Source organism: Sphingobium sp. V4 (genome assembly GCF_029590555.1).
Lineage (GTDB): Bacteria > Pseudomonadota > Alphaproteobacteria > Sphingomonadales > Sphingomonadaceae > Sphingobium.
Window position 1 is genome coordinate 2,442,298 of sequence record NZ_CP081001.1, and the last position, 20,146, is coordinate 2,462,443.

Genomic DNA, 20,146 nt, shown 5'->3' on the forward strand with positions numbered 1-20,146 from the left:
TCGCAAAGGACGCTCCGATGCGTTTCTCCCGTTTCTTCATCGACAGGCCGATCTTCGCCGCCGTCATAGCGGTGGTCATCACCGTGGTCGGCGCGCTCGCCTTCATCGGCCTGCCGGTGTCCCAATATCCCGACATCGTGCCCCCCACGGTCACGGTCTCCGCCCAATATCCCGGCGCATCGGCGGAAACGGTCGCATCGACCGTCGCCGCGCCGATCGAGCAGGAAATCAACGGCGTCGACGACATGCTCTACCAGAGCAGCCAGTCGACCGGCGACGGCAAGGTGGTCATCACCGTCACCTTCAAGATCGGTACCGACCTCGATGCCGCGCAGGTGCTGGTGCAGAACCGCGTCGCCGTCGCTATCCCACGCCTGCCGGAGGAAGTGCAGCGCCTCGGCGTCGTCACCCGCAAGACCACGCCCGAATTCCTGATGGTCGTGAACCTGCAATCGCCCGACGGCACGTTCGACCGCAATTACCTGTCCAACTATGCGCTGACCCAGGTACGCGACCGGCTCGCCCGGCTCGACGGCGTGGGTGACGTGCAGCTCTTTGGATCGCGCGACTATGCGATGCGGATCTGGATCGACCCGGACCGTGCCGCCGCGCTGGACCTGACCGCTGGCGAGATCGTCGCGGCGCTCCGCGCCCAGAATGTCCAGGTTTCTGCCGGTTCGATCGGCCAGCCCCCCTATGATCGCGGGGAAGCCTTCCAGCTCGGCGTCGAGATGCAGGGCCGCCTGACCGAACCGCAGCAATTTGCCAACATCGTCATCCGCACCGATGCCGACGGCCGTCAGGTCCGCGTGGCGGATGTCGCCCGCGTGGAACTGGGCGCGCAGGATTATGGCATCAACACCTATCTTTCGAACAAGCCCACCGTCGTCATCGCCGTGATGCAGCGCCCCGGTTCCAACGCGCTCGACGCGGCGGAGAAGGTGAAGGCGGAAATGGACCAGCTGTCCCAGCGCTTTCCCAAGGGGCTGGAATATAGCGTCATCTACAACCCGACCGAATTCATCAGCCAGTCGATCGACGCCGTCTACCAGACGCTCATCGAAGCGGTACTGCTGGTCGTGCTGGTGATCCTCGTCTTCCTCCAGAACTGGCGCGCGGCGATCATCCCGATCATCGCCATCCCGGTCTCGCTGATCGGCACGGCGGCGATTCTCGCGGGCCTTGGCTACAGCCTCAACAACCTGTCGCTCTTCGGCCTCGTCCTCGCCATCGGCATCGTCGTCGACGACGCCATCGTCGTCGTCGAGAATGTCGAGCGCAATATCGAGCATGGCATGTCGCCGCTCGAAGCCGCCCGCACTTCCATGGACGAAGTGTCGACCGCGCTGATCGCGATCGTGCTGGTGCTGTGCGCGGTGTTCGTGCCGACGCTCTTCATCACCGGCATTTCCGGCGCTTTCTACCAGCAGTTCGCCGTCACCATCTCGACCGCGACGATCATCTCGCTGATCCTCTCGCTCACCTTGTCGCCCGCCGCCGCCGCGCTGCTGCTCAAGGCAAAGCATGGCCCGCGCGACCGGAGCGGCGATCCACTCTGGCGGCAGAAGCTGGGCGTGGCCGTCGATGCGTTCAACCATGGCTTCGACCGGATGAGCGCGGGCTATGGCCGCCTTACCCGCTTCCTTGTCGCGCGCCCGAAAAAGATGCTGCTGACCTATGCAGGCCTGATCGCCGCCACCATCGCCCTGTTCTGGGTGACGCCCGGCGGCTTCATCCCCGCGCAGGACCAGGGCTATTTCCTGGCCGTCGTCCAGCTGCCCTCGGGCGCCTCGCTCGAACGCACCGACAAGGTGACGCGCGAGGTGGCGGAGAAGATCCTGCCGGTGAAGGGCCTGCGCGGCGCGGTGATGTTCGCCGGCTTCCATGGTCCCTCGCAGACGCAGGCACCCAACAGCGCGGCGATCTACTTCCCCTTCAAGAGCTTTGCCGAGCGCAAGGCGGAAGGCGTCACCTATGCCGGCATCATGGAACAGGCGAACAAGGCCGTCGCCGGTTATGACAAGGCGCGCATCCTGCTCGTGCCCCCGCCGCTCATTCAGGGTATCGGCTCGGCCGGCGGCTATCGCATGATGCTGGAGGATCGCGAGGACCGCGGCTATGCGGAACTCAACAAGGTCGCGGGCGAAATGATCGCCAAGGCGAACCAGTCCCCCAGCCTCGCGATGGTCTACACCCTGTTCGACGTCGGCACGCCGCGCGTCTACGCGGACGTCGACCGGCGCAAGGCCGACCTGCTGGGCGTGCCGCCCGAACGCATCTTCGAAGCGATGCAGGTCTATCTGGGGTCGGCGTTCGTCAACGACTTCAACCTGCTGGGCCGCACCTATCGCGTGACAGCGCAGGCCGATGCCGATCATCGCGGCACGGTGGCCGACATCGCCAACCTCAAGACCCGGTCGAACAGCGGCCAGATGGTGCCGATCGGCTCCGTCTCGACCTTCAAGGACAAGACCGGCCCCTATCGGGTGGTTCGCTACAATTTGCTGCCGGCGGTGGAGATCGACGGCGACACGGCCCCCGGCTATTCCTCCGGCCAGTCGCTGACCACCATGGAGAAGCTCGCCGCCGCCGCGCCTGCCGGTTATGGCAGCGAATGGACGGGCGTTGCCTATCAGCAGAAGATCGCCGGCAACACCGCCGGACTCGTCTTCGGCATGGCGGTCTTCTTCGTCTTCCTGGTGCTGGCGGCGCAATATGAAAGCCTGACGCTGCCGTTGTCGATCATCCTGATCGTGCCGATGTGTCTGTTCGCGGCCATGCTGGGCGTGAACCTGCGGGGACAAGACAATAATATCCTGACGCAGATCGGTCTGGTCGTGCTGATCGCTCTTGCCGCGAAGAACGCCATTCTGGTGGTCGAATTCGCCAAGCAGGCGGAAGAGGAACAGGGCCTGTCGCCGGTCGAAGCCGCCGTTCAGGCTGCCCAGACCCGCCTGCGCCCGATCCTGATGACCAGCTTCGCCTTCATCCTTGGGGCAGTGCCTCTGGTGATCGCGACCGGAGCCGGCGCGGAACTGCGGCAGGCGCTGGGCACGGCGGTCTTCTTCGGCATGGCCGGCGTGACGGCGTTCGGACTGCTCTTCACTCCCACCTTCTATGTCGTGTGCCGCGCGCTTGGCGATCGCTTCGCCCGCCGCCGGCGCGGAGCCGGTGACAATGGCGCCGAGCCTGCATTGCAGCCGGCCGAATAAGGACAAAAGCCATGACAAGGAACTTCATCGCCTTGCTGCTCGGCGCCAGCGCCCTCACGGCCTGCGCCGCCGGGCCGGATTACAAGGCGCCTGCCACCCCGACCACGGCCGCCGCCCCCTTCATCGGGGCGGCCACCCCCGCGGTCGTTCAAGCCCCCGCCGACGATCATTGGTGGCGGCTCTATAACGATCCGCTGCTCGACGGGCTGGTCAAGGATGCGCTGTCGGCCAATACCGACATCCGCGTCGCCGTCGCCCGGCTGGAACGCGCCCGCGCCCAGCTGCGCGGCGCACGCTCCGACCGGCTGCCCGGCACCACGCTCAGCGGATCTCCGACCTATGGCCGCGTCTCGCAGGCCCAGACCCTGCCCGGCATGGATCGGGAAAACTGGACCGTCGATATGGGTCTGGACGTCGCCTATGAGGTCGATCTGTTCGGCCGGGTGAAGCGCAGCATAGAGGCCGCGCGCGGCGACGCCGGTGCGGCGCAGGCCGACACCGATGCAGTCCGCGTCGCCGTCGTCGCCGACACCGTGCGCGCCTATGTCGACGCCACCGCCTCGGCCCAGCGTATCGCCGTCGCGCAACAGACGGTCGATCTGCTCGACCAGTCGCTCCGCATTTCGCAGGCGCGCTTCGATGTCGGCCGGTCCGACCGGCTCGACGTCATTCGCATCACCTCGCTCCGCGACCAGCAAAAGGCGCTGATCCCGTCGCTGGTGGCGGATCGCAACGCGGCGCTGTTCCGCCTCGCCACGCTCACCGGCCGCACCCCGCAGGATCTGCCCGCGACCGTGCGCGACGCGAAGGTCACACCCGACCTCAGCCAGCCCATTCCCGTGGGCGACGGTCAGGCGCTGCTCGCCCGTCGCCCCGACGTGCGCGCGGCCGAACAGCGGCTGGCGGGCGACACGGCGCGGATCGGCGTGGCCACTGCCGCGCTCTATCCCCGCATCACGCTCGGCGGATCGATCGGCAGCACGGCGATCGGCGGCGGCAATATCCTGGGCGGCGGCCCGCTCAACTGGCTGCTGGGACCGCTCATCAGCTGGGCCTTCCCCAATCAGGAGGCCAACCGCGCCCGCATCGCGGCGGCGCGGGCGGATGGCGACGCGGCGCTGGCGACCTTCGACGGCACCGTGCTGCGCGCGCTGGAGGAAACCGAAACCGCCCTCTCCACCTACGCCAACGCCCTGCAACGGCGCGCCGCGCTCCAGACCGCACGTGACGAAGCGGCCCGCGCAGCCCGCATCAGCACAGCGCGTCAGCGGGAAGGGCAGATCGACTTCCTGACCGTGCTCGACGCGCTGCGTACCCAGGCGGCGGCCGACGCCGACCTCGCCGCCGCCAACCGCGCCGTCGCCTTCGCCCAGGTCGACCTGTTCCGGGCCTTGGGCGGCGGCTGGACCGCCGCCTGAAGCGACAGGACTGTTCGCCGTCCCGCCCGCATGATAGTCCCTTGTAAGGGCACCGGGCGGGGCGGCATGACAGAAGAAAGCGCGATTGCATGATGCCGCTGCCCGTCTCGCGCGCACGCATGGTCGAACTGTGGCGCTATTACCAGATGGGCCTGCTCAACACCGCCTTCGGCCTTGGTGCCTATGCGCTGCTGGTATGGCTGGGTCTCAACATGTTCGTGGCCCAGCTTCTCGCCCATATGATGGGCATGGCGTTCAACTATATCAGCTACAGCCGCCACGTCTTTCGCGACGCACGCCCGGCCAAGCTGCGCTTCATCCTGTCCTACGGCGCAAATTATCTGCTGGGCCTGGGTGCGCTTGCGGCGCTGTCGCGCGTCATCGCCTCACCCTATGGCGCTGGCTTTCTGGCGGCCGGGATCGTGTCTGTCGTCAATTATTTCGCCCTGAAGCATCTGGTCTTCCGCTCCAGGGCGACATGATCGGACAGGCCTCGCGCGGCGAACCTCTCCCGTCTCAGACCGTAAAATTGCCGGCGACGGCAAAGTCTTCGATCGGCTTGCGGCCACTCGGCACCTCGCGCGCCTGCAAGGCTTCCGGAAGCGTCGTCTTGTCCGCCTGCCGCCCGATCGCCACCGCCGCCTCGATGCGGAAACGGTCCGGCACGGCCAGTTCCCGGCGCGCTGCGTCGAAATCGACGCCGGTCATGCCATGGGTGTGATAGCCCAGCCGCGTCGCCTGTAGCGCCAGAAGCGCCCAGGCCGCGCCCGCATCGAAGCTGTGGCTGTGCGACGGCTTGAAATCGTCCGATCCGGGCGCCGCCATCTGCGTGTCGGACAGGATATAGACGATCACCGACGCATTACGCACCCAGCTCTGGTTGAACGGCAACAGCACCCCCAGGAACCGGTCCCAGTCGGCCGTGTCTCGATGGGCATAAAGAAAGCGCCAGGGCTGGTAATTGAACGCCGAGGGCGCCCAGCGCGCGGCATCGAAGATGGTATCAAGGTCTGCCTGCGGCAATGCCGACGCATCGAATGCGCGCGGCGACCAGCGCTCCAGGAACAGGGGATCGACGGCGCGAGTCACCGTGCGGGGGTCGGTAGCCATGATGTCTCCTCGTGAATGATCGGCTCGGCCGCTCTATGCCGGACGACGCCCCTGATCGCGAAGAGAAAATATGGCAACTCTGCGTTTAGCGCGCACTCTCGCAGGAGCATAGTTCGCCTTCCCGATCGGCAAGGCGCGGCGCATCGGCATCCTTTTCCAGCAGCACGACGGTCGGTTCACGCAGCAAGGCCTGCGTCAGGCGGCTCCACCAGCTTCCAGCGGGCGCATCATCCATCCGGGGTTCGATCATGGCTCTCCTTCTCGCCGACTCGCGCAGCTTACTATCAATATGATAGACAAAGAGCGCACAAGCAATGCTGCTGCGTGGCAGAGAAATGCTTGCCGGGAGGCAGCGCCATGGTCGCCGGAGCGGCGCGCGCGATGGCCGGACTACCCGACGGGACGATCGACATGTGCGGAGAAAATCGACCCGGACAGCCGGCGACGCGTGCAGTTCGCCACCAGGCTGGCCGGGATCGCAACATTGTCCGACTTGGAGAGGACATGACAACGTTGTCCAGCCTCCTTAAGTGATTCCCGTTCCCAGCGCAACAGCATTTCTCATGCCGCCCGAAAACAGAAGGGCGCGGCCATCCGAAGACGGCCGCGCCCTTCGCGCATTTGATCGGGAATCAGCCCGCGAACAGGTTGGTCGGCAGCCCGCGCACGCCGCACTCCACCTCGAAGAAGCCGCCATCATAGGCGGTCGGATCGACAAGACCCACCGTCGCCGAACTCACGAACATGCGATCGAGGTCCGGTCCGGCGAAGCAGATATTCGTCACCTGCCGGGCCGGCATCGCGATCGCGCGGTCCAGCCGGCCTTCGGGGGTGAAGCGGCTGATCCGGCTCCCGCCCCAGTGGGCGACCCAGATATGCCCCTCCGCATCCACGGTCATGCCGTCGGGATAGCCATCCTCCTCGCCGAACCGGATGAAAGGTTCCCGACCGGTCGCGCCATCCTCGGTCCGGCGGAATCGATACATCTGCTTCTTCGCGGTATCGCTATGATAGAGCCACTGGCCGCAGGGCGAGAAGGCCGGGCCGTTGGGCACCCGATAGCCGCTGTCGATGACGCGCCAGCTGCGATCGGGCGCGAGACGGTAGAGCGCGCCGCGATCATGTTCCTCGGCCATATCCATCGTGCCGCACCAGATATGCCCCTGCGCGTCCGCCTTGCCGTCGTTCATGCGGCTGCCGGGAAAATGCGGTTCGGGATCGCCGAAGGGCGTGATGGTCAGCGGATCGAGGCTGATCTCGGCGAAGCCGCTCTGGAAGCCGCCGACAAAGCCGCCGATCGCCCGTTCTGCCACCCAGCCCAGCGGCTCGGGCATCGCCCAGCGCTCGATCGCCCCGCTTTCCAGCGACAGCCGGTTGAGCGCGGGAGCGAGAATATCGACCCAATAGACGGCATTGTCACGCGCGGACCATAGCGTGCCCTCGCCCAGACTGTCCGCGACATCGCGATCGATCAGGCGCCACGCCGCCATCAGCGCTTCACCGACAGGCGATAGACCATCGCGTGATGATAGGGCTTGCCCGGATCGACGCGCGCGGACAGGAAATTGGCCTTGTTGGGGGAATCCGGGAATTTCTGCGGTTCCAGCGCAATGCCGTCGCCCATGCGGTAGAGATGCCCGCCCTTGCCGACCAGCGTCCCATCCAGGAAATTGCCCGCATAGAATTGCACGCCCGGCTCGGTCGTCAGCACCTCCAGCACGCGGCCCGACACCGGGTCTTCCAGCCTGGCGGCCAGTTCCGGCACCTTGGTCGCGCCCTTGTCCAGCGCCCAATTATGGTCATAGCCGCGCCCGGCGACGATCTGCGGGTCGCGCCCGTCGCGGATGCCGTCCGCCACGCGACGCGGCGAACGGAAATCGAACACGCCCCCCTCGACCAGCTTGAGTTCCCCGGTCGGGATCAGGTTGGCGTCCACCGGCGTATAGGCCTTGGCCGGGATCGTCAGCAAATGGCCGAGCGCGCCATCGGGCGACCCCTCACCTGCCAGGTTGAAGATCGCATGGTTGGTCATGTTGACGATGGTCGGCTTGTCGGTCTTCGCGTCGAAAGCGATGCCCAGGTTGCCGGCCTCGTCCAGCGTGTAGGTGACGGTCACGTCCAGCTTGCCGGGATAGCCCGAATCGCCATCCGGGCTGCTCAGCGCCAGCACGGCGGTCGCGGTCGGCCCGCTCTTGATCGACACGATCTTCCAGACCTTCTTGTCGAAACCCTTGCCGCCGCCGTGCAGCGAATTGACCTTGTCGTTGACCGGCAACTGATAGCGCTTGCCGTCCAGCGTGAACGCGCCGCCCGCGATGCGGTTGGCGTATCGGCCCACGGTCACGCCGAAATAATTGGGATGGTCGACATAGCCGGCCAGGTCGTCATAGCCGAGCAGCACATCGGCTTGCCTGCCGTCCTTGCCGGGGCCGGACAGCGACTGGAGCGTCGCGCCATAGGTCAGGATCTTCGCCGACACGCCCGCGCCGTTGCTGAGCGTGATCGTCTCCACCGCCGCGCCATCGGCAGTACCGGCGGGCGCGCGGCTAGCCTCGGCGGCCATTGCGGTCCCGCTTGCGAGGACCGCGCCCGACATCGCCGTCCCGCTTGCGAGGGTGAGGGCCAATGCGTATGACAACGCTGTTTTCAAATCGACGACCTTTCGCATGGACTTCCTCCCGATGACGCGCGCCCATTGACGGGCGGTTTCGGGGGATATACTCCGACAAATTCTGCGGGCGCAACCCTTGATGGGCGTCCGCCGCTGGAACTGCACTGGAGAAGGATGAATGGCAGGACCGATCTCGTCAGGCGCTGCGCCCGTCGCAACGCATAATCCCGGCACGCGCTACGGCCCCGCCCTAGCACTGCTCGCCAGCCTCTTCTTCATGTGGGGCTTCATCACGGTCATCAACAACACGCTGCTGCCGCATCTGCGCAGCGTGTTCGAACTGAGCTACACCCAGACGACGCTGATCGAATCGGTCTGGTTCATCGCCTATTTCTTCGCATCCATCCCATCGGCCAAGCTGATCGAGCGGGTCGGCTACCAGAAGTCGATGGTGATCGGCCTGCTCGTCATGGCGGCGGGCGCGCTGGGCATGACCGTCGCGGCGTCCATCCCCTCCTATGGCGTGACCCTTGTCATGCTGTTCGTGATCGCCAGCGGCATCACCCTGCTCCAGGTCGCGGCCAATCCCTATGTCGCGGTCGTCGGCAAGCCCGAAACCGCCTCGTCGCGCCTCAATCTGGTGCAGGCGATGAACTCGGCCGGCACCATGCTGGCCCCCATGTTCGGCGCCTATCTGATCCTCGGCCGGTCGAAGGGCGGCACCGCGCAGGGCGAAGTCGTCCTGACGCAGGCCGAACGTCTGGCCGACGCCCAGTCGGTGATCCTGCCCTATGTGCTGGTCGCCATCGTTCTGGCGGTTCTGGCGGTCGTCATCGCGCGCTTCCCGCTGCCCGCCATGGGCGCGGCCACGCAGCGCCACAACAAGGAAGAGCGCAAGAAATATTCGCTCTGGGCACATCGCAACCTGGTGTTCGGCATCCCCGCCATCTTCATCTACCTGATCGCGGAAATCGGCGTCGCCAACCTGTTCATCAACTTCGTCAGCCAGCCGCAAATCGCCAACCTGACGCATGAACAGGCGGGCAATTACCTGACCCTGTTGTGGGGCGGCATGATGGTCGGCCGCTTCGCCGGATCGGCGATCATGCAAAAGTTCGACGCGGGGCATGTCCTCGCCGCCTTCTCGATCGGCGCCTTCATCGTCATGCTGGCCACGGTCTTCACCACCGGCCCGGTCGCCATGTGGTCGCTGATCCTGGTCGGCCTGTTCCATTCGATCATGTTCCCGACCATCTTCACCTTGGGCATCAAGGGCCTCGGGCCGCTGACCGAGGAAGGATCGGGCCTGCTCATAATGGCGATCGCCGGCGGCGCGCTGGTGGTGGTGCAGGGCTGGCTGGCGGACCATTATGGCCTCCAGACCAGCTTCCTGCTGACCGCCGTCTGCGAACTCTACATCCTCTTCTATGCGCTCTGGGGGTCGAAGACGACCAACGCCCTGCCGGACCAGCAGATCGCGGAATAAGCCGAGGGTCGCACTTCGGACGGCAAAAGGGCCGGAGCGGGGATGTCCGCTCCGGCCCTTTTTCAATGCAAAAACCCTGCCCGTGCTGGAAGGGCCTCAGCGCGCCATCGCGCTCGCCGTATCCTCCAGCGCCAGGTCGACCAGCACGCCCATCGCCTCCGCCGCGGCCTGCGGATCGCCCGCCGCGATCGCGTCATAGACACGGACATGGTCGGGGATCGGGTTGCGCGGCAGGGCGCGGGCGCGCTGCTTGAACTGGGTGGTCCAGTTCACCGCCGCGCCGATGCTGGCGGTCAGCACCAGCAGCGCGTCGTTGCGGGTCGCGTTCAGGATCGCATTGTGGAAATCCCGGTCCGCCGCCCGCCCGGCCTCCGTCGCCAGCGTATGGCGGCGCATGGCGGCGAGCGCATCCTTCATGATCTTGAGGTCGTCCTTGTCGCGCCGTTGCGCCGCCAGCCGCGCCGCGGCCGGTTCGACGATGGCCCGCAGCTCGAACAGGTCGCGCACGAACTGGATGTCCGGCTCCCCGGCAAAGGCCCAGGCCAGCACATCGGGATCGAGCAGGTTCCAGCGGGTACGGGGCAGCACGCGCGTGCCTGCCTTGGGCCGGCTCTCGACCAGCCCCTTGGCAGTCAGCACCTGGATGGCCTCGCGATAGGCGCTGCGCGACACCTCCAGTTCCTCGGCAAAGGCGACTTCGCCCGACAGCGTGTCGCCCGGTTGATATTGCCCCGACAAGATCGCAGTGCCCAACTTGTGCGCGATGGCGCCGTGCAGCCGTCGCCCCGGTCCCCGCGCCGCCCGATCCTTGCCGTCCTTTTCCGTCTCATCCCTGTGCAAAGACGGATTTTCCTTCACCATTCGGCTTCCTCCCACCTCCATCCACTGAGGCACAGACCAGCCTAGAATACAATCATTGCCTTTACCATCGCCGTGTAATATGTCGGAGTAATTCGGAGATTCACCGCTGCGCCAGCCCTTCGCCGGCGCAGCGCTTCGCTTATTGTCGAGCAGCGCCAAAGGTCGGCGTGCGGGAGGAGAGTTTTCATGACATTGCGTCTGTTGCAGCATCGTTCGGACTCTGGCGAACGGGCGGTCATCGCCGCGCAGGGCGACGCCGCCCATTTCGTTCCGGGCTTTGCGACCATCCGCGCGCTGGCGCTGCACGCGATCGCGCAGGGCATCAGCCTCGCCGCCGCCGTCGAAGCCGCCGGCCAGGGCGAGACCGTGGACATTGCCGCCGAATATGACGCCAATCGCCTGCTCGCCCCGATCGACCATGAAGACGGCGCCCATGTCCAGCTGACCGGCACCGGCCTCACCCATCTGGGTTCCGCCGAAGGCCGCGACAAGATGCACCGCGAAGCCGCCGCCGCCGAAAAACAGACCGACTCGATGCGTATGTTCCTGGAAGGGCTGGAAGGCGGCAAGCCCGCCGCTGGCCAGGTCGGCCAGCAGCCCGAATGGTTCTACAAGGGCGACGGGTCGCAGCTTGTCGGCCCGACCGACCCGCTCGTCATGCCCGCCTTCGCCCAGGATGGCGGCGAGGAACCCGAACTGGCCGGCATCTACCTGATCGGCGAGGACGGCACGCCTTATCGCCTTGGCCTCGCGCTCGCCAACGAGTTCAGCGACCATGTCACCGAACGGCACAATTATCTCTGGCTCGCCCACTCCAAGCTGCGTCAGGCCGCGCTCGGCCCGGAACTGCTGGTCGGCGAACCGCCCGAACATATTGAGGGTGCCAGCCGCATCCTGCGCGACGGCGAAGTGATCTGGGAAAAGCCCTTCCTGTCGGGCGAGGGCAATATGTCGCACAGCTTCGCGAACCTGGAACATCATCATTTCAAATATGACCTGTTCCGCCGCCCCGGCGACGTCCATGTCCACTTCTTCGGCACCGCGACCCTGTCGTTCAGCGACGGCGTTCAGACGCAGGAAGGCGACGTCTTCGAAATCATCGCCGCGCCCTTCACCCTGCCGGTGCGCAACCCGCTCAAGCGCGCTGCATCTGTCCAGGTCGCTGTCAAGACGCTCTGACATCCATGGACCCGATCCGGATCGCGATCGTCGGCATCGGCAAGATCGCGCGCGACCAGCATGTCCCGGCGATCCGGGGCAACAGCGCCTTCAGCCTGGCGGCCACCGTCAGCCCGCATGATGCGGGCCTCGACGGCGTGCCGCACCATGCCAGCCTGGACGCGCTGCTTGCCGAAGGGCCGGCGGTGGATGCCATCGCGCTCTGCACGCCGCCCCAGGTCCGCTATGATCTCGCGGCTCAGGCGCTGGCAAAGGGCATCCACCTCTTCCTGGAAAAGCCGCCGGGCGCGACCCTGGCGGAAGTGGAAGCGCTGAAAAACCAGGCCGACAAGGTCGGCGTCAGCCTGTTCGCCGCCTGGCACAGCCGCTTCGCCGCCGGCGTCGCCCCGGCCCGCGCCTGGCTTGCCGAGCGGCGGATCGACAAGGTGTCGATCGTCTGGCGGGAGGATGTCCGCGTCTGGCATCCCGGCCAGGCCTGGATCTGGCAACCCGGCGGCCTTGGCGTGTTCGATCCCGGCATCAACGCGCTGTCGATCGTGACCCATATCCTGCCACGCCCCTTCTTCCTGAAGGACGCCACGCTGACGCTGCCGCAGAACCGAGCCGCGCCGATCGCCGCCGACCTGCTGTTCCGCGACACGGCCGGCGCGCCGATCCACATGGACCTCGACTGGCGCCAGACCGGCCCGCAAAGCTGGGACATCATCGTCGAAACCGACGCCGGCACGCTGAAGCTCGCCCAGGGGGGCGCCGTGCTGCATGTGCCGAGCGGCACGGAACATGGCGAGGACGTCGAATATGCGGGATTGTACGCCCGTTTCGCCACGCTGATCCGGGGCGGCCGGTCCGACGTCGACACCGCCCCGCTGCGACTGGTGGCCGATGCCTTCCTGCGCGGCACGCGCCAGACCACAGACCCCTTTCACGACTGATTATCCACAGGCTTGTTCACAATCTTATTCACAATTTCATCCACAGGGAGAGGACGGACATGATCAAGACCCTGCGCCGCACCACCGTTGCGCTGCTGCTCTGCGCGAGCGCACTGGCCGGGCAGCCGGCCAATGCCGACACCGACGGCAAGCCGACCACCGCCACCATCCACGCCGACCAGCCCGGCGCCATCTATGACAAGGCGATCTTCACCCAGTTCGCCGAACATCTGGGCACGGGCATCTATGGCGGCCTCTATGTCGGCAACGACAAGTCGATCCCCAACACCAACGGCTTCCGCAACGACGTGATCTCCGCGCTGCGGAACCTGTCGGTGCCGGTCATCCGCTGGCCGGGCGGCTGCTTCGCCGACGAATATCACTGGCGCGAGGGCATCGGCCCGAAGAAGGACCGCCCGGTCAAGATCAACACCCATTGGGGCGGCGTGACCGAACCCAACAGCGTGGGCACCCATGAATTTTTCGAGCTGATCCGTCAGGTCGGCGCCCAGGCCTATGTCGCCGGCAATGTCGGCAACGGCACGCCGCAGGAAATGGCCGAATGGGTCGAATATATGACCGCGCCCGCCGGCACCCTCGCCGACCTGCGTGCGAAAAATGGCCACAAGGAACCCTGGGCCGTCCCCTATTTCGGCGTCGGCAACGAATTGTGGGGCTGCGGCGGCAACATGCGGCCGGAATTTGCCGCGGATGAAACGCGTCGCTACGCCACTTTCGTCAAGGCGCCCGCCGGCACCAGGATCATGAAGATCGCCGCCGGTGCGAATGTCGACGACTATAACTGGACCGAAACGATGATGCGGGTCGCGGGCGACAAGCTCGACGGTCTTTCGCTCCATTATTATACCCTGCCCCAGGGCGGCTGGCCGCCCAAGGCCGACCCGGTCAATTTCGACGAGACGCTGTGGGCCGACACCCTGGCCAAGGCCGTCCATATGGATGAGCTGATCACCAAGCACAGCGCGATCATGGACAAGTACGACCCCAAGAAGCGGGTCTTCCTGGCCGTCGACGAATGGGGCACCTGGTACGCCCAGGATCCGGGCACCCATCCGGGCTTCCTGCGCCAGCAGAACACGCTGCGCGACGCGCTGGTCGCGTCGGTCCATCTCGACATCTTCGCCAAACATGCCGACCGCGTCCGCATGACCGCGATCGCGCAGATGGTGAACGTGCTTCAGGCGATGATCCTGACCGAAGGCAAGAAGATGGTGCTGACGCCCACCTATCATGTGTTCGAGATGTACAAGCCCTGGCAGGATGCAACGGTGCTGCCGATCGAACTCAAGACGCCCTGGTACAACAAGGACGAATTCACCATGCCGGCGGTCAGCGGATCGGCGGTCAGGGCCAAGGACGGCAAGGTCCATGTCGGCCTGTCGAACCTCGACCCGAACCAGTCCAACACCGTCACGGTGAAGCTGGACGGCCTCAACGCCGCCACCGTGACCGGCCGGGTGCTGACGGCACCGGCGATCAATTCGCACAACAGGTTCGACGCGCCCGAAACCGTCAAGCCCGCCGCCTTCACCGGCGCGCAGGTCAGCGGCGGCACGCTGACCGTGACGCTCCCGGCCAAGTCGGTGGTCGTGCTCGAACTGCAATAAGGCTTTTCGCCGACTGGGCGGGCGGTCCTTGCGGGCCGCCCGCCCTTTTTTTCATCGATCTGACCGGGGAGAGGACCGCATGGCGCGGCAGACCATCACGACGATACTGGGCCTTGCCCTGCTTGCAGCCACCGGCGCCGCCTGCGCCCGCCAGCCGGCCACCCCTGCTCCGGCCGCTGCGACGCTCAACGATCGCCTGACCGGCGACCTCGTCCCCACCCACGATCCGGTCATCGCGCGCGAAGGCGATGTCTACCATGTCTTCAGCACCGGCCATGGCGACCGGCTGATCGAAACGCGCACATCGACGGATCTGGTCACATGGACCGCGGGCAGTCCCGTCTTCACCGCCCTGCCCGACTGGGCGAAGCAGGCCATCCCCGGCAGCAACGGCATGTGGGCGCCCGACATCAGCTTCGTGAACGGCCGCTACCGGCTTTATTATTCGGTCTCGACCTTCGGCTCGAACCGCTCGGCGATCGGTCTCGCCACCAGCCCGACCCTGGACCCCGGGGCGAAAAACTACGGCTGGCGCGACGAAGGCCTGGTCGTCATGTCGACCAGGGACGACGACTATAACGCCATCGACCCCAATTTCATCATCGATCGCGAAGGGCGCCACTGGCTCTCGCTCGGCAGTTTCTGGACCGGCATCAAGCTGTTCGAACTGGACCCGAAGACCGGCAAGCCCAAAGACCCGAAGGCCAAGCCCCTATCCATCGCCCGTCGCCCCGCTCCGGCCGGCGGCCCGGCTCCGGTCGAGGCGCCCTTCATCGTCGAGCATGGCGGCTATTATTGGCTGATGGTCAGTTACGACTATTGCTGCAAGGGCGTGAACAGCACCTATTATACTGTCATGGGCCGGTCGAAGGAGATCACCGGCCCCTATCTGGGCAAGGACGGCAGCCCGCTGATGGAGGGCGGCGGTACCATCTTCCTGCGCGCCGACCTTCAGGAACAGCAGCGCTTCCGGGGACCCGGCCACGCCGGCTGGCTGCATGACAAGGGCGGCAAGGCCAAGGAAGACCGGGACTATGTCGTCTATCATGCCTATGACCGCCAGGCGAACGGCGCCCCAACCCTGCGCATCGCGCCGGTGCGCTGGGGGGCTGACGGCTGGCCCGTCGCCGATTATTGATCCATTAGTCCGACAATCTCCAGGAGAGACGCCCGATGCCCTTCGCCCTTTCGCGCCGCAGCTTCATCGGCAGCGCTGCCGCCCTGTCGGCTGCGCCCACAATCGCCGGCGCTGCTTCGGACGCCATGGTTGCGCCCGTCCCCGCCAACCCGCTGGTCCGGCAGCGCGCCGACGCGCAGGTCTTCCGCCACGATGACGGCTTCTACTATCTGACCGGCTCGGTCCCCGAATATGACCGGCTCGTGCTGCGCCGGTCGAAGACGATCGCCGGCCTCGCCACGGCCGAAGAAACGGTGCTGTGGCGCCATGAAAAGACCGGCCCCCGCTCCGGCTTCATCTGGGCGCCGGAGCTGCACTGGATCGACGGCCGGTGGATCATGTATTTCGCCGCCGGTCCCAGCGGTGGCGGCGATGATGTGTTCCGCATCCGCACCTATGCGGTCGTTTGCGACGGCGCCGATCCCATGGCGGGCAAATGGAGCCTGCTGGGCGAATTCCAGACGCCCTGGGACAGCTTCAACCTGGATTCGACCAGCTTCGTCCACAAGGGCGTGCGCTATTTCGCCTGGGCCCAGCGCGAACCGGGCATAGAGACGAACAGCAACCTCTACATCGCCCCGCTCAAGACTCCGCTGACGCTCGCCGCCAGGCCGACGCGCCTCACCATTCCCACGCTGGACTGGGAAGTGCGCGGGTACAAGGTCAACGAAGCGCCCGCCGTGCTGCACCGCAATGGCCGCCTGTTCATGACCTATTCGGCCAGCGCCACCGACGCCCGCTACTGCCTGGGCCTGCTGACGGCGGACGAGAACGCGGACCTGATGGATGCCCGGAGCTGGACCAAGTCGCCCCAGCCGGTCTTCGTCACCAACACGCAGACCAGCGTCTACGGTCCCGGCCACAACAGCTTCACCTTGGACGAACAGGGCCGCGACATCCTCGTCTATCATGGCCGCGACTATGAAGCGATCCAGGGTGACCCGCTGTTCAACCCGGACCGCCATACCCGCGTCCAGCGCCTCTACTATACCGCCGACGGCACCCCCGATTTCGGCGTGCCGGTGGGCAACGGCCCGCTGCCCGAACGCTTCATCTCGGCCGCCAGCCCGCAGGCGCTGCTGGCGCATGACGCTATGCGGCTGATCGGCGGCAATCCCTCGCTGGCCCAGACCCAGTTCCGCCAGACGCCGGGCCGCGCCGGCAAGGCAAGCGTCATGCTCTCCCCCATCCTCCTGCCCGGTCATTATCTGGTGGCCGGCAAGGATGGCTCGGTCACGGTCCAGAAGGACCAGAACAGCGCCGACTTCGCGCTGCGCAGCCAGTTCGTCCGGCTGGAGGACAAGGCGAGCGGCCTGCTTCGCTTTGCCGCCATTTCCGCGCCCGGCAAGGCGCTGGGCCTTGCGGACGGAGAGATTCGCCTGGTGCGCAGCCGCGACGCCACCGCTTATTGGCGCGCCGACTGATCCCATCCAAGTCCGACAAAATATCAATGCCATGGGGGCCGTTCGCTATCGGGCGAGCGGCCCCTTGCGCATGGAAACGCGACCATCGCCCTTAGGGAAACCAAGGCTTTCCCGACATGCAGCATAAATGTCACTCGCGTCCCAATTCATGGGACCATAGCACCATTTTCCGCTTGCGATTCATTTGTCGGAGCAATAATTAGTCCGAGTAATTCACGCATGGCGTATGCGCCAGCTCCAGGGGAGGATATCCAAATGGCATTCAAGCCGATCGCACTCGGTTCCGCTTCCATGTTCGCGCTGATGCTCGCGGGCGCCGCCCAGGCGCAGACCGCGCCCGCCGCAGCGCCGCAGGCTGAAGAAGAGGCAGCCGACATCGTCGTCACCGGCGTCCGCGCCTCGATCGTTGGCGCCATCAACGTCCGCAAGGAAGCTGTCCAGATCGTCGACTCGATCGTGGCCGAAGACGTCGGCAAACTGCCCGACAACAATGTCATCGAAGCGCTCCAGCGCGTCACCGGCATCCAGGTCACGAACCGCACCGGCGGCGAAGCGGCGGCGATCTCGATCCGCGGCCTGCCCGACGCGCTGACCACGCTCAATGGCCGCAACATCTTCACCGCCTCAGGCCAGGCTTTCGCGCTTCAGGATCTCTCGGCCAACCTCATCCGCCAGGTCGATGTCTACAAGACCCGCGCCGCCGACCAGATCGAAACCGGCCTCGCCGGCCAGATCGACGTCAAGACCCGCCGCCCCTTCGACTTTGACGGGTTTGCCATCTCGGCGCTGGCGCGCGGCATCTATAACGAGGAGGCCGACACCTATAATCCCAACGCCGCGCTGCTGGTCAGCAACCGCTGGGAAACCGGCATCGGCGACATCGGCATCCTCATCAACGGCAGCTACACCCGCACCAAGTTCCGCGACATGACCACGACGGCGGGCGCGATGGTACCGTTCGCCACCGAAAATCCGCCTGCGGGATCGGGCTTCACCCCGCTCCAGCGCATCTTCTCCGGCTGGCAGCCTGGCCAGGAGCGCGGCCTTCCGACCGCGGCCGGTTCGACGCTGAACATCAACGGCGTCGACGTGCCCTATTATCTTTCGCGCGATGCGATCTTCAGCTCCGATCTCTACGGCAAGCGCGAACGCCCGGCGTTCAATGTCGCGGTCCAGTGGGCGCCCAACGACAGTTCGGAATATACCGCCGAAATGTTCTACAACGGGTTCAAGGGCAGCACCTTCAACAGCCTTCAGTTCAGCTTCGCCGACTGGTGGGGCAGCCTCGGCCCGAACCCCGGTTCGACCTTCGAGCTGTATGACGGCACCAACATCATAAAGTCGCGCCGCGCTGGCGACGTGTTCGGCTTCAACAGCGGCGACTTCAGCACCAACAAGACCGACTCCTACGTCTATGCGCTGAACGGCAAGTGGAATGTGGGCGAACGCGGCAAGATCGTCGCCGACCTCGCCTATCAGACCAGCACCAACAAGACGTCCTTCATCGCGATGCGCACCACCCGCGTCGCCAAGTCGATCGACGTCGATTTCAACGCCGGTGGCGGTATCCCCTCCTATCATTTCGATGATGACGCGCTGCTGGCCGACCCCAGCCAGTGGACCATCGGCGAATTCTACGACAACGCCAACAAGTCGAAGGGCAGCGCGCTGACCTTCATGCTCGACGGCGATTATGAATGGGACGAAGGCTTCATCCGCAAGATCAGCGGCGGCTTCCGTTACGACGATCGCAAGGCCCGCGATTCGGTCCGCACGCAGGACGCGGGCGGCCTGGGCGCGAACCTGTCCACCCTGCCGGCCGACGCCCTGTTCACCAACAGCGGCTTCTATGACGGCCGCGCCGACATTCCCACCAGCTGGGTGCTGGCCAATGGCTATTGGCTGTCCAAGAATGCCGACACCATCCGCCAGCTCTACAAGAATGATCCGCGCTACGCCGACCGCATTCTGCTGTCGGACCAGATGACGATGACCGACGTGTTCGACATCAACGAAGTCACTCTGGCCGCCTATCTTCAGGCCGATGCCGAAGTCTCGATCTTCGGCCGTCCGCTCCAGTTGCAGGCAGGCGTGCGTTTCGTCGCGGTCGACACCAACTTCACCTTCGTCGATCGCTACAGCACTCCGCCGCTGGTGACGCAGGCGGCATCGGGCACGGAGCGCTTCCTGCCCAGCTTCACCGCGCGTTACGATATTTTCGACAATCTGCGCCTGCGCTTCAACTATGGCGAAACGCTGCGCCGCCCCGGCTTCGCCGACCTCAACCCCAACTACACGGTGACCGGCGACCTCACCAATGTCGGCTACGGCACCGGCGGACGCGGCAATCCGGCGCTGCGGCCGACCACGTCCAAGAATTTCGACCTTGCGCTGGAATGGTATTTCGAACGCAGCAGCGCGATCTACGCCACCCTGTTCCGTCGCGAGATCGACGGGCTGGTCGTGCCGATCACGTCGCTGACCACCGTCCCAGGCTCGGGCCTCAACACCAACAGCTTCCTCATCACCCGCCCCGAAAACGCCTCGGACGGCGTGCTCAAGGGCGTGGAGCTGGGCCTGACCTATTTCCCGACCTATCTGCCCGGCCCGCTCAAGGGGCTTGGTTTCCAGGGCAGCCTGACGATCCTGGACTCCAAGCAGAATATCCCGCTGGTCGACATCAACGGCAATGTCACGGGGCAGACGACATCGTCCTTCTTCGGCGTGTCCGACCTCAGCTACAATGCGACGCTGGCCTATGAGCGCGGCCCGATCGGCGCGCGTCTCTCCTATGTCTGGCGCAAGGAATTCCTCGCCAACAACGAAGCACGCCTGTTCGCCAACCCGATCGGCGTATGGCGCGCGCCGGAAAAGAGCCTGGACTTCCAGCTGACGGCCAAGATCAACGACAGCCTCGGCCTCACCTTCGACGCGGTCAACCTGACCCGATCGAAGATGCAGACCTACTACAAGTTCGAAGATGTCGGCGGCCCGGACAAGTTCAACCTGGGGACCACACTGCTGGCGCGCACCTTCGCGCTGGGTGTCCGCTACACGTTCAAATGAGTGCCCGATGGGGCGCGGTGTCTCCTCACCGCGTCCCGTCAT

Annotated in this window: 15 protein-coding genes; 10 read left to right on the forward strand and 5 right to left on the reverse strand. The window is 65.5% G+C overall.

The features are described from left to right. The first annotated feature begins 17 nt into the window (after positions 1-17). The 3 genes from K3M67_RS12190 (at position 18) to K3M67_RS12200 (ending at position 5,112) form a co-directional block, all read left to right on the forward strand. On the forward strand, positions 18-3,212 hold the full coding sequence (locus K3M67_RS12190; protein ID WP_285831589.1) for an efflux RND transporter permease subunit: 3,195 nt from the start codon (positions 18-20) through the stop codon (positions 3,210-3,212). An 11-nt stretch (positions 3,213-3,223) separates the two neighbouring features. After that, positions 3,224-4,630, forward strand: a complete 1,407-nt coding sequence (locus K3M67_RS12195) for an efflux transporter outer membrane subunit (RefSeq protein WP_285831590.1) — start codon at positions 3,224-3,226, stop codon at positions 4,628-4,630. 89 nt (positions 4,631-4,719) lie between these two features. Beyond that, the gene (locus K3M67_RS12200; protein WP_066859541.1) at positions 4,720-5,112 is read left to right on the forward strand and encodes a GtrA family protein; all 393 of its coding nucleotides are present in this window, start codon (positions 4,720-4,722) and stop codon (positions 5,110-5,112) included. A 34-nt stretch (positions 5,113-5,146) separates the two neighbouring features. Here the strand turns inward: K3M67_RS12200 and K3M67_RS12205 are convergent, their stop codons facing one another. From K3M67_RS12205 to K3M67_RS12220, 4 genes are all read right to left on the reverse strand, one after another. Further along, positions 5,147-5,740 carry a nitroreductase family protein gene (locus K3M67_RS12205; protein ID WP_066859542.1) on the reverse strand — a complete coding sequence of 198 codons (594 nt, stop codon included), beginning with the start codon at positions 5,738-5,740 and terminating at the stop codon, positions 5,147-5,149. A gap of 85 nt (positions 5,741-5,825) precedes the next feature. Beyond that, a complete protein-coding gene (locus tag K3M67_RS12210) occupies positions 5,826-5,990 on the reverse strand; it encodes a hypothetical protein (RefSeq protein ID WP_157102538.1) in 165 nt (54 codons plus the stop codon). Positions 5,991-6,372: 382 nt separating this feature from the next. Continuing rightward, entirely contained in the window at positions 6,373-7,230 is an 858-nt protein-coding gene (locus tag K3M67_RS12215; RefSeq protein ID WP_285831591.1) for an SMP-30/gluconolactonase/LRE family protein, read from the reverse strand. Further along, on the reverse strand, positions 7,230-8,408 hold the full coding sequence (locus K3M67_RS12220) for an aldose epimerase family protein (RefSeq protein ID WP_285831592.1): 1,179 nt from the start codon (positions 8,406-8,408) through the stop codon (positions 7,230-7,232). The genes K3M67_RS12215 and K3M67_RS12220 overlap by 1 nt, the downstream gene beginning before the upstream one ends. A gap of 121 nt (positions 8,409-8,529) precedes the next feature. Here K3M67_RS12220 and K3M67_RS12225 point away from each other — a divergent pair, with 121 nt between their 5' ends. Beyond that, positions 8,530-9,837, forward strand: coding sequence for a sugar MFS transporter (locus K3M67_RS12225; protein ID WP_066859545.1), 1,308 nt, complete (start codon positions 8,530-8,532; stop codon positions 9,835-9,837). Between the two features lie 96 nt (positions 9,838-9,933). On the opposite strand, the gene K3M67_RS12230 is transcribed toward K3M67_RS12225, so the two are convergent. Continuing rightward, positions 9,934-10,698, reverse strand: a complete 765-nt coding sequence (locus tag K3M67_RS12230) for a FadR/GntR family transcriptional regulator (protein ID WP_198162917.1) — start codon at positions 10,696-10,698, stop codon at positions 9,934-9,936. Positions 10,699-10,884: 186 nt separating this feature from the next. Between K3M67_RS12230 and araD1 the strand changes: the two genes are divergently transcribed. The 6 genes from araD1 to K3M67_RS12260 all read left to right on the forward strand — a co-directional run bounded on the left by araD1 (position 10,885) and on the right by K3M67_RS12260 (position 20,104). Next, entirely contained in the window at positions 10,885-11,877 is a 993-nt protein-coding gene (gene araD1, locus K3M67_RS12235; RefSeq protein WP_066859546.1) for an AraD1 family protein, read from the forward strand. A gap of 5 nt (positions 11,878-11,882) precedes the next feature. Continuing rightward, positions 11,883-12,809: a Gfo/Idh/MocA family protein gene (locus tag K3M67_RS12240; RefSeq protein WP_066859547.1), complete on the forward strand. Its 927-nt coding sequence runs from the start codon at positions 11,883-11,885 to the stop codon at positions 12,807-12,809. A gap of 59 nt (positions 12,810-12,868) precedes the next feature. Continuing rightward, a complete protein-coding gene (locus K3M67_RS12245; RefSeq protein ID WP_285831593.1) occupies positions 12,869-14,437 on the forward strand; it encodes an alpha-N-arabinofuranosidase in 1,569 nt (522 codons plus the stop codon). Positions 14,438-14,516: 79 nt separating this feature from the next. Further along, on the forward strand, positions 14,517-15,575 hold the full coding sequence (locus tag K3M67_RS12250; RefSeq protein WP_066859549.1) for an arabinan endo-1,5-alpha-L-arabinosidase: 1,059 nt from the start codon (positions 14,517-14,519) through the stop codon (positions 15,573-15,575). A 35-nt stretch (positions 15,576-15,610) separates the two neighbouring features. After that, positions 15,611-17,038, forward strand: coding sequence for a glycoside hydrolase family 43 protein (locus K3M67_RS12255; RefSeq protein WP_285831594.1), 1,428 nt, complete (start codon positions 15,611-15,613; stop codon positions 17,036-17,038). Between the two features lie 255 nt (positions 17,039-17,293). Then, entirely contained in the window at positions 17,294-20,104 is a 2,811-nt protein-coding gene (locus K3M67_RS12260) for a TonB-dependent receptor (RefSeq protein WP_285831595.1), read from the forward strand. The last annotated feature ends 42 nt before the right edge of the window (positions 20,105-20,146 follow it).